11 protein-coding genes are annotated in these 14,483 nt (G+C 72.5%); 5 read left to right on the top strand and 6 right to left on the bottom strand.

Annotation, left to right across the window (positions count from 1 at the left end):
- Positions 1–3 precede the first annotated feature (3 nt).
- The gene (locus NFR93_RS04260) at positions 4–1,422 is read right to left on the bottom strand and encodes an aminopeptidase P family protein (protein WP_251450314.1); all 1,419 of its coding nucleotides are present in this window, start codon (positions 1,420–1,422) and stop codon (positions 4–6) included.
- Positions 1,423–1,472: 50 nt separating this feature from the next.
- Positions 1,473–2,492: an endonuclease/exonuclease/phosphatase family protein gene (locus NFR93_RS04255; RefSeq protein WP_251450312.1), complete on the bottom strand. Its 1,020-nt coding sequence runs from the start codon at positions 2,490–2,492 to the stop codon at positions 1,473–1,475.
- 104 nt (positions 2,493–2,596) lie between these two features.
- Here NFR93_RS04255 and NFR93_RS04250 point away from each other — a divergent pair, with 104 nt between their 5' ends.
- A complete protein-coding gene (locus tag NFR93_RS04250; protein ID WP_251450310.1) occupies positions 2,597–3,460 on the top strand; it encodes a PHP domain-containing protein in 864 nt (287 codons plus the stop codon).
- Positions 3,461–3,497: 37 nt separating this feature from the next.
- On the opposite strand, the gene NFR93_RS04245 is transcribed toward NFR93_RS04250, so the two are convergent.
- On the bottom strand, positions 3,498–4,982 hold the full coding sequence (locus tag NFR93_RS04245) for a DEAD/DEAH box helicase (RefSeq protein WP_251450308.1): 1,485 nt from the start codon (positions 4,980–4,982) through the stop codon (positions 3,498–3,500).
- A 131-nt stretch (positions 4,983–5,113) separates the two neighbouring features.
- Here NFR93_RS04245 and NFR93_RS04240 point away from each other — a divergent pair, with 131 nt between their 5' ends.
- Positions 5,114–5,830, top strand: coding sequence for a ferritin-like fold-containing protein (locus NFR93_RS04240; protein WP_251450306.1), 717 nt, complete (start codon positions 5,114–5,116; stop codon positions 5,828–5,830).
- A gap of 29 nt (positions 5,831–5,859) precedes the next feature.
- Here the strand turns inward: NFR93_RS04240 and NFR93_RS04235 are convergent, their stop codons facing one another.
- Both NFR93_RS04235 and NFR93_RS04230 read right to left on the bottom strand, forming a co-directional pair.
- On the bottom strand, positions 5,860–6,150 hold the full coding sequence (locus tag NFR93_RS04235; protein ID WP_251450305.1) for a hypothetical protein: 291 nt from the start codon (positions 6,148–6,150) through the stop codon (positions 5,860–5,862).
- A gap of 10 nt (positions 6,151–6,160) precedes the next feature.
- Positions 6,161–6,385, bottom strand: a complete 225-nt coding sequence (locus tag NFR93_RS04230; RefSeq protein WP_251450304.1) for a DUF3107 domain-containing protein — start codon at positions 6,383–6,385, stop codon at positions 6,161–6,163.
- Between NFR93_RS04230 and NFR93_RS04225 the strand changes: the two genes are divergently transcribed.
- From NFR93_RS04225 to NFR93_RS04215, 3 genes are read left to right on the top strand one after another with little or no spacing between them, the layout of a single operon-like run.
- Positions 6,386–6,526: a hypothetical protein gene (locus NFR93_RS04225; protein ID WP_251450302.1), complete on the top strand. Its 141-nt coding sequence runs from the start codon at positions 6,386–6,388 to the stop codon at positions 6,524–6,526.
- Entirely contained in the window at positions 6,526–9,744 is a 3,219-nt protein-coding gene (locus NFR93_RS04220) for an ATP-dependent helicase (protein WP_251450300.1), read from the top strand. The genes NFR93_RS04225 and NFR93_RS04220 overlap by 1 nt, the downstream gene beginning before the upstream one ends.
- Complete coding sequence (locus NFR93_RS04215) at positions 9,741–13,196, top strand: ATP-dependent helicase (protein WP_251450299.1); 3,456 nt, start codon at positions 9,741–9,743, stop codon at positions 13,194–13,196. Before NFR93_RS04220 ends, NFR93_RS04215 begins: the two co-directional genes overlap by 4 nt.
- On the opposite strand, the gene NFR93_RS04210 is transcribed toward NFR93_RS04215, so the two are convergent.
- Entirely contained in the window at positions 13,118–14,419 is a 1,302-nt protein-coding gene (locus NFR93_RS04210) for a phosphotransferase (protein ID WP_251450297.1), read from the bottom strand. The genes NFR93_RS04215 and NFR93_RS04210 overlap by 79 nt on opposite strands.
- Between the last annotated feature and the right edge of the window lie 64 nt (positions 14,420–14,483).

Genomic DNA, 14,483 nt, shown 5'->3' with positions numbered 1-14,483 from the left:
AGCTCACGAGGACAGCCGCGCGATCCAGGCCTCGACCTCGTCGGCCGAGCGGGGGATGTCTGCCGAGAGGTTGACCGGGCCGTCCACCGTCATGAGGATGTCGTCCTCGATGCGGACCCCGATGCCCCGGTACTCCTCCGGCACGGTGGTGTCGTCGATCTGGAAGTACAGGCCGGGTTCGATCGTGAAGACCATGCCCGCCTCCAGCACGCCGTCGTAGTACATCTCACGTCGGGCCTGCGCGCAGTCGTGGACGTCGATGCCGAGGTGATGGCTCGTCCCGTGCACCATGTAACGCCGGTGGTGGCCGCCCGCGTCCGCGTCGAGCGCCTCCTGCGCCGTGACGGGCAGAAGTCCCCATTCCGCGACCCGCGCGGCGATGACCTCCATGGCGGCGTCGTGGACGCTGCGGAAGCGCACCCCGGGCCGCGCGGCGGTGAAAGCGGCGTCGGCGGCTTCGCGCACGGCTTCGTAGACGCGGCGCTGCACGTCGGTGAAGCGTCCGCTGACCGGCAGCGTGCGGGTGATGTCGGCGGTGTAGAGGCTGTCGACCTCGACGCCGGCGTCGATGAGGATGAGGTCGCCCGGAACCACCGCCCCGTCGTTGCGGGTCCAGTGCAGATAGCACGCGTGCGGACCGGAGGCGGCGATGGTGTCGTACCCCACCGTGTTGCCGTCGCTGCGCGCCCGCAGATGGAACACGCCCTCGACGATGCGCTCGCCGCGCGGGTGCGCGATGACCCGCGGCAGGTCGGCGACGATGTCGTCGAAGCCGGCCGCGGTCGCGGCGACCGCCTCGCGGAGCTGCGCGATCTCGTAGTCGTCCTTGACCAGGCGCAGCTCCGACACGAAGCGCGTCACGTCGGCGTCCTCGCCGACGACGCGGTCGTCCTCGCCCGCGGCGAAGTCGTCGATGTGCGCGGTGCCCACGCCCAGGTCAGCGGCCACCGCCGCCAGGGACGGGCGGGGTCCGATCCAGAACTCGCCGATCGCCGCATTGGAGTAGAACTCCGCCGTCGTGCGGTCGGCGCGCTCGCGGAAGTAGAGCGTGACGTCGTGACCGTCCTCGCGCGGCTCGAAGACCAGTGCGGCATCGGGCTCGGCGTCACTGGCCCACCCGGTCAGGTGCGCGAAGGCGGAGTGCGCGCGGAACGGGTAGTCGGTGTCGTTGCTGCGCTGCTTGAGGCCGCCGGCGGGGACGACCAGGCGGGAGCCCGGGAATGCCGCCGACACCGCATCGCGGCGCGCGGCCGCATACGGCGCCTGTGCCCGCTGCGGGGGAGTGGAATCGGGGCGCTCGGCCCAGCCCGTCGAGATCGTGTCGAGGAAGCCCTGACCGTAGGGCTGGCGGCGGTTGGTGCTGGTGGTGGGGCGCTCGCCGTCGGTCTGCGCGATCGTGTCGCTGTCGCCTGAGGTGCTCATCCGCCCAGTCTCGCACGACGCACCCGCCCGGGATCGGCGGTCGGTGCGCGTCAGTCCACAGGCTCGAGCTGGACGATCAGCGGCCGGTGATCGCTGCCGGATCCGTCCAGGGACCGCAGGACGATCGAGCCGGTCGGCTTCCAGTGCGTCGTTGCCATGACGTGGTCGATGGGGGCGCCGAGGAGGGCGGGGATCGCGGTCGTCCAGGTGCCGACGGCGCCGTTGCCGGTCTCTGCGGCGATGTCGTGACAGCGTCCGAGAGTGCCGCCGTCCACGCCCAGACCGGCCATGTGGTCGAGGGTGGCGTTGAAGTCGCCCGCGAGGATCACATTCGCATCGGCGCACTGATCCGCCAGCCACTGCAGGTCGCTGCGCCAGTACGACATGTACGCCTGCCGCGGGGCGACCGCGTGCGCGGCCACCACGATCGGTCCGTCGCCGCTCGTGGGCATCGCCACCGCACTCGGCACCGTGGAGGTGTTGCTGGTGCCGTCCTGCGAGGCCTCGATGACGGCGTAATCGCCCAGATCCGGCGTGATCAGGAGGGTGGTCGATCCGGCATCCCACTGGGTCGACGGGTTGTCGACGTGATGCGCCCACATCGGATGCCCGAGTTCGCGCATCGCGATGGCGACCTGCTCGCCGGTGGCGATCGTCGTCTCGGGGAGTGCGACGATGTCGGCGTCCATGGCCACGGCGATCTTGGCCACCGTGTCGGCGGTCGTCGCCTCGCCGGCGGTGTTCCACGTCATGACCCGGATGCTGGCGTCGGACTTCGCCGGGAGGCTCTCGGTTCCGAGCCCCCGCGTCATCAGCATCGCGACGTTCGCCCCGGCGGCCAGCGCGGTCACCAGGGCGAGGGTGAGCGCCATCGCCCGCAGCGGACGCGCGATGGCGAGCAGCAGCAGGAAGAGGGTCGCCGCGGCGAATCCGGCCGCGAGGAGGCCGCGGAACGAGACGACCTGCGCCACCGGCCAGAAGCGACCCACGCTGAACACTCCGGGGAAGGTCAGAGCGGCTGCGACGATCGCGCCGACCACGGTCACCAGGACCCCCACGAGGCGAAGCACGACGGCGACTCTATGTCAGCAGCCTGGGAGATCGGTCAGCGGACATGCCGGGGAGCGCATGCGCGTGCGACGCCGGCGCCGTCCACCGGCGATACCCTCGGAGGGTGCAGGCATCACGTCGCTTCTCCGGTCCGAGCGACCTGCACCTGCACTCGACCCATTCCGACGGGACCGAGGCGCCCGCCGAACTTATGAGCGCCGCCCATCGACACGGACTGCGCACGGTCGCGCTCACCGACCACGACACGACATCGGGGTGGGCCGAGGCGGCGGAGGCCGCCACTTCTCTGGGGATGACGCTGCTGCCGGGGATGGAGCTGTCGGCCCGGCACGAGTGGCGCAGCGTCCACGTGCTGGCCTACCTGTTCGACCCCGACCACCCGGCGCTGCGGGCGATGACCGACCGGATCCGCTCCTCGCGCCTCGATCGGGCGCGTGTCATGGCCGACCGGATCGCCCGCGACTACGACCTCGTGTGGGACGACATTGTCGCCCAGACGATCGACGGTGCCACCGTGGGGCGTCCCCACATCGCGGACGCCCTGATCGCACGGGGCCTCGTGCGCGATCGCGCCGAAGCGTTCTCGGGCATCCTGAGCCCGCGCGGCGACTACTACGTGGCCCTCTACGCGCCCGACCCGGTGACCGCGGTCGAACTCGTCGTCGCAGCCGGGGGAGTGGCTATCATCGCTCACCCCGCCGGTCGTGCCGGCCTCCTGCCCGAGCGACTCACCGAGCGGATGCTGGACGCCGGTCTGGGCGGATTCGAACTCGATCATCGCGAGAACCTGCCCGCGGGCCGGGAGACCCTCGCCCGGCTGTGCCGCGAGCGGGACCTGATCGTCACCGGCTCGAGCGACTACCACGGAGTCGGCAAGCCGAACCTGCCGGGCGAGAACACCACGGCCGACGCGATGGTCGCGCGCCTCATCGACAGCGCGAGCGGCAGCACCCCGGTCTATCCCTGAGCGCCGCCGCCCGCGCTGCGCATGTGGCAGTCCGGCGTCAGACCGCGGGGGTGCCGCCCGTGCGCGGACCGCGACGGCGACGGCGCCGCGGGGCGGGCTTGCCGTCGTGGTGCTCCTTGCCGGAGCCGTCATGGGTTCCCGCGCCGTCGGGGACGGACGCCGGGGCGGGCGCTCCGTGCTCGGCGGGCACCTGGGCTCCGGCGGCGGCCGAGCCCGAGCGGCGGCGACGCCTACGGCGGGCATCTCCGTCGCCGGTGTCGTTCGTGCGGGGGGTCCGCGCAGGGCGGTCGCCGTTCGTGCCGGCATCCTGCGTCTTGACGGTCTGGGTGCGCGGGGCCGTCGCGATGCGGCCCTTGGTCCCGGCGGGGATGTCGAGGTCGTCGTACAGGTGGGGGCTCGAGGAGTAGGTCTCGACCGGCTCGGGCTGACCGAACTCCAGGGCCCGGTTGATCAGCGCCCACTTGTGCAGGTCGTCCCAGTCCACGAACGTGACGGCGATGCCCGTCTTGCCGGCGCGGCCGGTGCGGCCGACGCGGTGCAGGTAGGTCTTCTCGTCATCGGGGATCGTGTGGTTGATGACGTGCGTGACGTCGTTGACGTCGATGCCGCGGGCGGCGACGTCGGTGGCGATGAGCACGTCGCGCTTGCCGGCCTTGAAGGCGGCCATGGAGCGCTCGCGCGACTCCTGGCTCATGTCGCCGTGCACGGCAGCGGCGTTGAAGCCGCGGTCGCCGAGCTCGTCGACGAGCTTCTGCGCGGCGCGCTTGGTGCGGGTGAAGATGACCGACTTGCCCCGGCCCTCGGCCTGCAGGATGCGGGCGATGACCTCGTCCTTGTCGAGCGAATGGGCTCGGTACACGAGGTGCCGGATGTTCGCCTGCGTGAGGCCCTCGTCGGGATCGTTGGCGCGCATGTGGATGGGGTTCGACATGAAGCGGCGCGCCAGGGCCACGATGGGCCCGGGCATGGTCGCCGAGAACAGCTGGGTGTGGCGCACCGGCGGGACCTTGGTGAAGATCTTCTCGATGTCGGCGAGGAAGCCGAGGTCGAGCATCTTGTCGGCCTCGTCGAGCACGACCTCGGTGGCGTTCGAGAGGTCGAGAAGTCGCTGGTTGCTGAGGTCGATCAGACGGCCGGGGGTGCCGACCACGATCTGCGCACCGGCCTTCAGCTGGTCGATCTGCCCCTCGTACGCCTTGCCGCCGTAGATGGCGACGACGCTCGTGGAGCGGTTCGACGTGAGCATGTCCATGTCTTCGTAGACCTGGACGGCCAGCTCACGGGTGGGGACCACGATGAGGGCCTTGACGCCGGGGGCGGGGTCGAGGCCCATCCGCTGGACGACGGGGATGCCGAACCCGAAGGTCTTGCCGGTGCCGGTCTTGGCCTGGCCGATGATGTCCTGGCCGGGAAGCCCGAGCGGAATCGTCTGCTCTTGGATGGGGAACGCGTCGACGATGCCCTTGGTGGCAAGGGCCTCGACGATGTCCTGGTCTACGCCGAGTTCGGCGAAGGTCGTCACGATATGTACCTGTTCAGATGAGGCGGCGAGGGATGCCGCGAAGCGATCCACGCCCTCACTCATCCGCAGGCGCGGGGTCCCGGTCCGTCGCCGGGACGCGTTCCAGGATACCCGGCCCTAGGGTAGAAGCCGTGGTGACCTGGTTCTGGCAGCGCCGTCGGCGCGGCGATCGCTCGCTGGCCCTGCGCTCGAGGGGAGATTTCGGCGACGCCGTCCGCGTCGACTTCGAAGAGCTCGCACCCGACGCCGACACCTTCCTCGGCCAGGCCGCCTATCTGCAGCTGGGATACTTCGAGACCCTCAGCGAGCTGATCGCCTCGACTCCGGAACTGGCGCAGAAGGAGTCGCTGTCCCGGGCGGCGGGCGCGGCGCTGACCAAGCACGAGGCGCTCGTCGCCCTGATCCGCGAGCGCGGCGACGATCCCACGACCCTCATGCTCCCGTTCCGGGAACCGCTGGACGCCTTCCGCCGCGCCACCCACGGGGTGCGACCGCAGGAGACCATGCTGTCGGTGCACATCACCGCCGGCATGCTGGACGACTTCTATCTCGCCCTGTCATCGAGCTACGGCGAGACCGGCCGGCGTGTGGCCAGGATCCTCAGAGCCGACGACGACCGTCAGGCGATCGTCGACATCATCCTCGACACGATCGCCAGCGATGTGCAGTGGCGATCCCTGCTGGCGATGTGGGGACGCCGGCTCGTCGGGGACACGCTGCTCATCGCGCGCGCCGCGCTGCGACCGACGGAGCTGCGCGTCGCCGACGAGGAGAAGGTCGAGCCGGTGTTCACCGAACTCATGGCCGCGCATTCGCGCCGCATGGACGCGATGGGACTCGCTGCCTGACCTGCGCCCCGACCCCGCCGTGGCGTGGGTCAGCCGAGCCCGAGGCGCGCCCTCTCGTTCGCGTCGTGCGCCGCGCGCGTGCGCGCCAGCATGATCACGACCGGATAGGTCACCGCGAGCGGAACGAGGACGGCGGCGAGCCACGGCCACACGGTGGCGGCGCCCAGGCCGGCCCAGGTGAGGGCGGTCCAGGCCGCACCGGCCGAGACGGTGCCGATCATCGGTGCGAGAACCACACCCCGTGTGGAGCGCGCACCGATGTGCAGGTGCACGCCGATGCCGATCGCGGCTCCGGCGATCAAACCCAGGAGGATCTCCATGGGCGTGGGATCAGGCGACGAAGCCGACGCGGCGCGATTCCTCGGTGCCGAGTTCGATGTACGCCAGCGACGCGGTGGGGACGATGTAGGAGTTGCCCTTCGCGTCGGCGAAGGTGACGTGGCTCGACTGGGCGTCCAGCGCGTCGGCGATCGACTTCTTCACCGCCGCCGCGGGCTCGTTCGTCTCGAAGCTGAGCTCGCGTCCGGTGTTCGCGATGCCGATGCGGATCTCCACGTGACTGCCTTTCTCGCGCTGTGCGCCCCTGCCTGCGGCGCATGGCAACTCTACGACACGGCCGGCGGCGACCCGCCCGCTGCGGGCACGCTCTGGGCGAACGGCATCGAGTCGGACGTGCACGGTAGCGTCGTCGGGTGATGCCGAGCCCGACCCGCCCCGACGTGCGGCCCGACGCCGCCCAACGGGCAGTCGCCGGTCTGCCCGCCGACGCGTCGGGCGTCGTCCTGGGGGCGCCCGGCACCGGCAAGACGACTGCCCTCGTGCTGCGGGTCGCGCATCTGCTGACCGACGGCGGGCTCTCGCCGGACGAGCTCCTGGTGCTCACCCCGACGCGCCAGACGGCGACCGCCGTCCGCGATCGCCTCGCCGCAGGTCTCGACGTCGCCACCCCCGGTCCCCTCGCCCGCTCCACGGCCTCCTTCGCGTTCCAGCTGGTCCGCGCGGCGTCCGTGGCCGACCGCGGAGAGCCCCCGCAGCTGCTCACGGCGGGCGACCAGGACCGCATCATCGCCGACCTGCTCGCCGGGGACGAGGAGGATGCCGCGACCGGCGCCGACCGCTGGCCGGCGGTGCTCGGTCCAGCCGTGCGTCGATCCCGCTCGTTCCGCTCCGAGCTGCGGGCTCTCGCCGCCCAGTGCGCGGATCTCGGCGTCCGCCCCCGCGAGCTCGCCGCCGTGGCGGCACGGGAGGGTCACGACACCTGGGCCGCGGCGGCGGGATTCCTGCAGGAGTACGACTATGCGCTGGCCCGCATGCGCGCCTCGCACCGCGACGCCGCCGAGCTCGTCCACGAGGCCGCGGGACTGCTCTCGCACGCGGGGCGGGACCGGATCGGCGCGGCGGTGGACCTCAAGGTGCTCCTCGTCGACGACGCGCAGGAGCTCACGCGCGGCGGCGTGGCGCTCGTGGAGGCCGCGCGACGCCGGGGGATCGCCGTGGTCGCCTTCGGCGATCCCGACATCGGATCCGGTGCCTTCCGCGGCGCCAGCCCGGAGCTGTTCGACGCGCTGGTGCGCACCCTCGGGGGCACGGTGCACGTGCTCGACGCCCCGCACCGAGCGGTCCCCGCCCTGACGCGGCTGACGCGTGTCGTCACCTCGTCGATCGGCGCCGTCGGCCGCGTGGACCATCGCCGCGCCCCCGGGCCGGACTCCGGTGACGAGGGCGTCGCGGCCATCATCGCGGACTCGCCCTTCGCCGAGGTCGATCGGATCGCGCGGACCCTGCGGGCGTGGCATGTCATGGACGGCATCGCCTGGGACGACATGGCGGTGATCGCGCACGACACGCGCCAGGTCGCGCAGCTCGAAGTCGAGCTGGCGGCGCGCGAGGTGCCCACCCGGGCCGGCAGCGTGCCGCGTCCGCTGGGGCGGGAGGATGTCGTCCGCGACCTCGTCGGCATCGTCCGGCTGGGTCTGGCCGATCCCGCCGACCGCGAGCCGGACGCGCTCGCCGACGCCCTCGTGACCCCCTACGGCGGCCTCGACTCGGTCGGCCTGCGGCGATTGCGCGCGCGCCTGCGCATCGGCGAACTGGCGGCGGAGGGCAGTCGCCCGGCGCGCGAACTGCTCGCCGAGGCGATGCGCGAGCCCGGCATCCTCGCCCTGATCGACGCCGCCGAGGCCCGCCGCGCCGAGCGACTGGCGACCACCCTCGCGCAGCTGCACGACCACGGCCGGCGCGGAGCGACCATTCACGAGCTCCTGTGGCTGGTGTGGGAGCGCTCGGGTCTGGAGCAGGTGTGGTCGAGGCGCGCGGCCGGCGGGGGAGCCGGCGCGGACGAGGCGACCCGAGCCCTCGATGCGCTGGTCGCGCTGTTCGGTGCGGCCAAGCGCTCGGTCGAGCGTGCACCGGAGGAGGGGCCGTCGCGCTTCATCCGCGAGATCCTCGACAGCGAGGTGCCCGAGGACATGCTGACCGCGCCCGAGCGCGCCGGGGCGGTGGCGCTGCTGACCCCGGCTGCGGCACTCGGCACGGAGTTCGACGTCGTGGTGGTGGCGGGCGTCCAGGACGGGGTGTGGCCGAACACGCGGCTGCGCGGCGGCCTGCTCGACACCTGGCGCCTGGCGGACGCCGTCGCCGCGCACCGCGGGGGTGTGCCCGCCGCCCCGCCGCAGGTCATCGACCGTCGTCGTGCCGCACTCCACGAGGAGCTCCGCCTGTTCGTACGTGCCGTCTCGCGGGCGCGGTCGCGTGTGGTGGTCACGGCGGTGGACGACGACGATCTCGGTCCGAGCGCGCTTTTCGCCTATCTCCCCGAGCCGACGACCGAAACGGCCGCGGAGGGCCATCCGCTCACCCTCCGGGGGCTCGTCGCGCAGCACCGCCGGGTGCTCACCTCCGTCTCCGACCCGCACGCTCGCGCCCACGCGGCGGGGCAGCTGGTGCTCCTCGCCGAAGCGGGCGTGCCGGGAGCGCCCCCGGAGCAGTGGTACGGCGTGTCTCCGCCGTCGAGCACCGGCCCGCTGCACGATCTGCGACGGGCGCCGGTGCGGGTCTCGCCCTCACGCCTCGAGGGGTTCGAGACGTGCGGGCTCGACTGGGCGGTGCGCGCCCTCGGAGGTGACACGACCTCGTTCTCATCGGGGCTCGGGACGATCCTCCACGCGGCGATGGAAGACGCCCCGGACGGGGATCTGGAGGCGCTGCGCGCAGCTGTGGACGCCCGATGGGGGGAGCTGGACTTCGAGGCGCCCTGGCTCGAGAGGCAGGAGCGCGCGTGGGCCGAGACCCTGGTGCAGCGACTCCACGTCTATCTGCGCCGGGTCGCCCGCGAGGGGGGAGCGCCGGTGGGCTCGGAAGCCCGCTTCCGGCTGATGGTCCAGCTGCCCGACGACGGGGGCGAGCCCGCGGTGATCGCCTCATCCGAGCCGATGCAGCCGCCGCCGGGTCCGCTCGCGCTGCTGAGCGGCTCGATCGACCGGGTGGAGGTGTATCCGCCGGGTGGCGGCGAGGACGTGCCGGTCGTCGACGGAGAGGCCACTCGCGTGGTGGTCATCGATCTGAAGACCGGCCGCTCGGAGGCGCGCGTGTCGGCGGAGAAGGTCCGCGAGGATGCGCAGCTGGCCGCCTATCAGCTCGCCGTCGCGGAGGGGACGGTGGACGGCGCGCAGGGGCACGTCAATGCCGGGGCGCGTCTGCTCGTGCTGTCGAAGACCCTCAAGGGGACCCACTACCGCATCGCGCACCAGCCGCCCATGGGCGTCGACGAGCGCGCGGCGTTCCTGCGACGCATCGCCGATGACGCCCGCGGGATGGCGGCGTCGAGCTTCGTCGCGAACGTGGACGCCCACTGCACGGAGGACCGGTTCGCGGTCTGCCGGCTGCACACCGTCAAGGCGGTGAGCTCCGCGTGACGACGACGCCGCAGTGGCCGCCCGGCACCGGTCTCTCCGCCTCGGTCATCGCCGCCGCCCTGGGGCTTCCCGAACCCACCGCAGACCAGCGCGCGGTGATCGAAGCGCCGCCGACGCCCGCCCTGGTCATCGCCGGAGCCGGAAGCGGCAAGACCGAGACCATGGCCGGCCGGGTGGTGTGGCTCGTGGCCAACGGACATGTGCGCCGTGACGAGATCCTCGGTCTGACCTTCACCCGGAAAGCGGCCGGCGAGCTCGCCGAGCGCATCGGTGCGCGCCTGAGTCGCGTCGACGAGTACGCCCGGCGGGGGCTTCTCGCCCACATCCCCGCGCTCGCGGCATCCGGTGAGCTCACGACGGTCTGGGAGCATGTCGCGCGTGAACCCGAGCGTCGACGGCGCCTCGCCCTCGGGGAGCACCTCGACCGGCTCGCGCGCCAGGTGGGAACGTTCGGTGACGCCGACGCCCACCCGGAGGCCGGGGTCGGGCCGGGATTCCGCAGCGTCGACGAGGACGTGCTGCTGCGCGCCCGCGTGTCGACCTACAACGCGTTCGCGGACGCGATCGTGCGCGAGCACGCGGCCCGCATCGGTCGCGACGCGGACGCGTCGCTGCTGAGCCAGTCGGGCTCGTGGCTGACCGCCAGACGAGTGGTGGTGTCCTCCGTCGACGAACGGCTCGCGCTTCGCGAGGACCGGTTCGGCACGGTGGTCGACGCGGTGCAGCGGCTCGCGGGAGAGGTCCTGGACAATCGGGTCGACCTGGACGAGCTGGCCGCGTTCGGCACCGAGATGGCCGCGGCGATCCGTCCGCTCACGAACCCGGGGCTGGCGCAGCCGGGCGACATCGAGAAGTTCGGGGCGGCGATGAGCGGCCTGCCCGTGCTCGCCGACCTCGTGCGGGACTACGCGCGCGTCAAGCAGGCCCGCGGGGCACTGGACTTCGCGGACCAGGTCGCAGGGGCTCTCGAGATCGTGATCACCTCGCCTGACGTCGCCGCCGAGCTCCGAGCCCAGTACCGGGTGGTCCTGCTGGACGAGTATCAGGACACGTCGGTCATCCAGACGGATCTGCTGGCCGCGGTCTTCCACGACACCGCGGTGATGGCCGTCGGCGACCCCCACCAGTCCATCTACGGCTGGCGTGGAGCCAGCGCCGACAACCTGCGTGCCTTCGCCCGCGCCTTCGCCCGGGACACCCCGTGCGAGCGGTTCGCGCTCATGGTCAGCTGGCGCAACGACCGGCGCATCCTCGACGCCGCCAACGCCCTCATCGCCGGTGCGGATGCCGACGTGCCGCCGCTGGTCTCGCGGCCCGCCGCCGGTGAGGGGCGGGTCGCCCGGGTGTTCGCCCAGACGATCGACGAGGAGGCGGCGGCCGTCGCCGACTGGTTCGGGCGGGTGCGAGACCATCACGCCGCACGCAGCGAGGATCCCCATTCCGGCGCGATCCTCTTCCGCGCCAAGCGCCACATGTCCGTCTTCGCCGACGCCCTCGCCGCTCGCGGGATCCCGCATCGCATCCTCGGGCTCGGGGGACTGCTGTCCACGCCCGAGGTCGTGGACGTCGTCGCCGCTCTGCGGGTGCTGAGCGACCCCGGGCAGGGCTCCAGCCTCATCCGCCTGCTCGTCGGGCCGCGCTTCGGCGTGGGCGTGGCCGACATGGCGGCGCTGCATGAGCTGGCGACCACGCTCGCACAGCGCGATGCGTCGCTGTCGCGGCTGCCCGATGCGGTGCTGCAGCGACTTCGCGGCTCGGTCGGCGTCGACGAGCAGGTCTCGATCGTCGACGCGGTCGACGTGGTGCGGGCGCTGCCTGCCGACTACGCGCTGCTCGGCGGCTTCACCCGCGAAGGCGTGCGCCGCATCAAAGAAGCGGGCGGTGTCTTCGAGCGCCTGCGCGGGCTGGTGGGCCAACCCATTCCCGACCTGATCCGGCAGATCGAGCTCGAACTGGGGCTCGACGTCGAACTGGCTGCGAACGAGACGAGGGGACCGGCGCGCCTGGCCTCGGCCCAGCTGCGCTCCTTCGTCGACGAGGTGCGCGGATTCCTGGCGTCGGACGAGCGGGGGTCGATCGGGAGCCTCCTGGCCTGGCTCGATCACGCCGAAGAGACCGACGAGCTCATGCCGCGTCCGGAGCCCCCCGAGCCCGGCGTGGTCCAGCTCCTCACCATCCACGGGTCCAAGGGCTTGGAGTGGGATGCCGTGGCGGTCGTGCGGCTGGTGAAGGACGAACTTCCCAAACGGCCGCGGTCGACGCTCGCCTGGCTCGGGTACGGCGTCGTCCCGTACCGCTTCCGGGGGGACCGCGACGCGCTTCCGACGCTGGACTGGGACCCCGCCGCACCCGGCGACCGCAAGTCGCTTCAGAAGGCGATCACCGAGTTCAAGAACCGCAGCCGCGACCATCAGGAACGGGAGGAGCGCCGTCTGGCCTACGTCGCCGTCACCCGAGCGCGACAGGACCTGCTGCTCAGCGGCTCCCAGTGGGGCGGCCAACGCGACGCCCGTCGCCCGTCGCCGTACCTGGACGAGGTCATCGCCGCGCTCGGACTGGAACCCGTGGCGCTCGATGAGACCGCCGAGAACCCGTATGAGGGGCGTTCCGGGGCCACCCTGCAGTGGCCGCTCGACCCGCTCGGCGGTCGTGCGCCCGCGGTGCTCGAGGCCGCCGGCGAGGTCGGCGCCGCGCTGGCGGCGCCGGAGCGTGCGCACCCGACCGAGGAACTCGATCGCCTCCTGCGCGAGCGGGCGGCGCGCGCCGCCCCGCCTGCGGCCGCGGCGCCTTCGCGGGTCGCGGCTTCCCGCTTCAAGGACTTCGTCGAGGATTTCGACAAGACGGTCCGTGCGCTGAACCGGCCCCTGCCCGAGCGCCCCTTCCGCCAGACCCGAATCGGCACGCTCTTCCACGCCTGGGTCGAGAATCGCTCGGGCCTGGTGGGGCTTTCCGGCTCGCTCGACGACGGGCTGTGGGAGGCCGACGAGGAGGCGCTCGAGAGCGAGTCCGCGCTGGCCGACGCCGCCGAGATGGACCGGCTGACATCGATCTTCCTGGCTTCGGAATGGGGGAGGCTCCAGCCGATCGAGGTCGAGACCGAGATCGACGTGACCCTCGGCGGTGCCACCGGCCTCGTGAACGTCATCTGCAAGCTCGACGCGGTGTATCGCCGCGCCGACCGCGGCGGGCGCATCGAGATCGTGGACTGGAAGACGGGACGCCCTCCGGCCACCGAGGCGGAACGAGACGAGCGGATGCTGCAGCTGGCGCTCTACCGCGTGGCCTATCACAAGCGCCACGGAGTGCCTCTGGCCGACATCGACGTCGCGCTGTACTACGTCGCCGACGACCTCGTCATCCGTTCGGACCGTGTCTACTCCGAGGCGGAACTGGTCCAGCGCTGGAATGCCGCGCGGGAGGCGCGCTCGGCCTCGCGCTCCGCTTCGGCGTGATCCTCGCCGAAGCGGGCGATGTCGATCGGGCCGGTGACCGCATCCGCGCCCGGCGTCGAGGCGGAGACGGTTGAGGCGGAGGGGGCCGTGGCGGCTGCGCGTGCGGTCTCGGCTTCAACCTCGACCTCGACCGGGGCGGTCTCGCGGTCGGCGTCATCGTCGTCGATCCACTGCGAGAGCTCGGCCGCATCGTAGGCGTCCGTGTGCATCGACGTGTCGGACGCCGCCGCGGAATCGGCTGCCGGCACCTGGCCCAGCAGGGCGATCGCCCCGTCGACGTCCACCTGTCCGTCCGTGAGGAGATCGCTTCCCGCGACCGTGGCGGCCAGCGACTCCAGCAGCGCCACGGCGTCGTCGACGATGTCGGAGCGCTCGGCGTCATGGCCGTGCACCAGCCACTTGGCGAACTCGAGCTCCGCGTAGAGGCGGGCGCGCTCGCGCACCCCGGCGTCGGGCGCCCGATCGCTGGCGGAGACGTACGTGTCGAACACGTCCTGGGCGGCCGTCGGCGCCGACGCCAGCCACTGCAGGTCGACGGCCGGATCGCCGACGCTCAGCCCGTGCCACTCCAGCACGCCGGTCACATGCGGCACGTCATCGACGTCCTCGAACAGGAAGGAGGCGGCACCTGCCCCGCCGAGAACGACCGCCGACTCGAAACGCCACAGCGGATCGGCGTCGAGCGCGCGACGCCATCGCACGATGAGCGGAACGGGCACGGCGCCGGTCGCCGCAGCGCGGTCCGCCAGTCGCGCGGCGTCGGCACGGACCTGGCCGGGGGTGCGGAAGGGAAGTCCCTCCGTCCGGACGATCGACACCGGCAGGGCGTGCAGGGCGGCCAGGGCCGCCCCCACCGATGTCGCGGCTCCGCGTCCTGGCGGAAGGTGCGCAGCATCGACCCGGTAGCCGGGCAGGAAGTCCACCACGATCGCCCGCGAACCGTCGACCGCGGTCTCACCGAGGAGCTCGGGGGCGCGGAAGGGCAGCAGCGAGCGCACCCCCGGCGTCAGAGCACGCAGAGCCCGCGCCTGCGCCGCCACCTCCGGTGCGGTGTCGGGCTCGGCCGGGACCCTCACCACGACGCGTCGCCCGTCGTCCAGGTGCGCCACGGCGGAGTCGTATCGGCCGGCCGCGCCCTCGGTCAGGGCTCCCACGCCCACGACGCCGACGCGGGGAAGAGCCGCCGTGACGGACGCGGCTAGAGTGAGGGGTGAGCGAGCCATGTGCCCAGGGTAGGTCGGGCTCGCGCGTGCGGTGCCGCGCCACGCCCTGGCCGCCGAGCACCAT

The organism is Microbacterium sp. Marseille-Q6648 (assembly GCF_943181415.1).
Classification (GTDB): domain Bacteria; phylum Actinomycetota; class Actinomycetes; order Actinomycetales; family Microbacteriaceae; genus Microbacterium.
Note: the sequence above shows the minus strand (reverse complement) of the source record. Positions and strands in the feature narration are given on the sequence as shown.

What these genes read in the sequence shown, in the direction of transcription:
- NFR93_RS04210 (WP_251450297.1), bottom strand. Translation starts at nt 14,419, where the DNA reads ATGGCTCGCTCACCCCTCACTCTAGCCGCGTCCGTCACGGCGGCTCTT.
- NFR93_RS04235 (WP_251450305.1), bottom strand. Translation starts at nt 6,150, where the DNA reads ATGGAGATCCTCCTGGGTTTGATCGCCGGAGCCGCGATCGGCATCGGC.
- NFR93_RS04260 (WP_251450314.1), bottom strand. Translation starts at nt 1,422, where the DNA reads ATGAGCACCTCAGGCGACAGCGACACGATCGCGCAGACCGACGGCGAG.
- NFR93_RS04220 (WP_251450300.1), top strand. Translation starts at nt 6,526, where the DNA reads ATGCCGAGCCCGACCCGCCCCGACGTGCGGCCCGACGCCGCCCAACGG.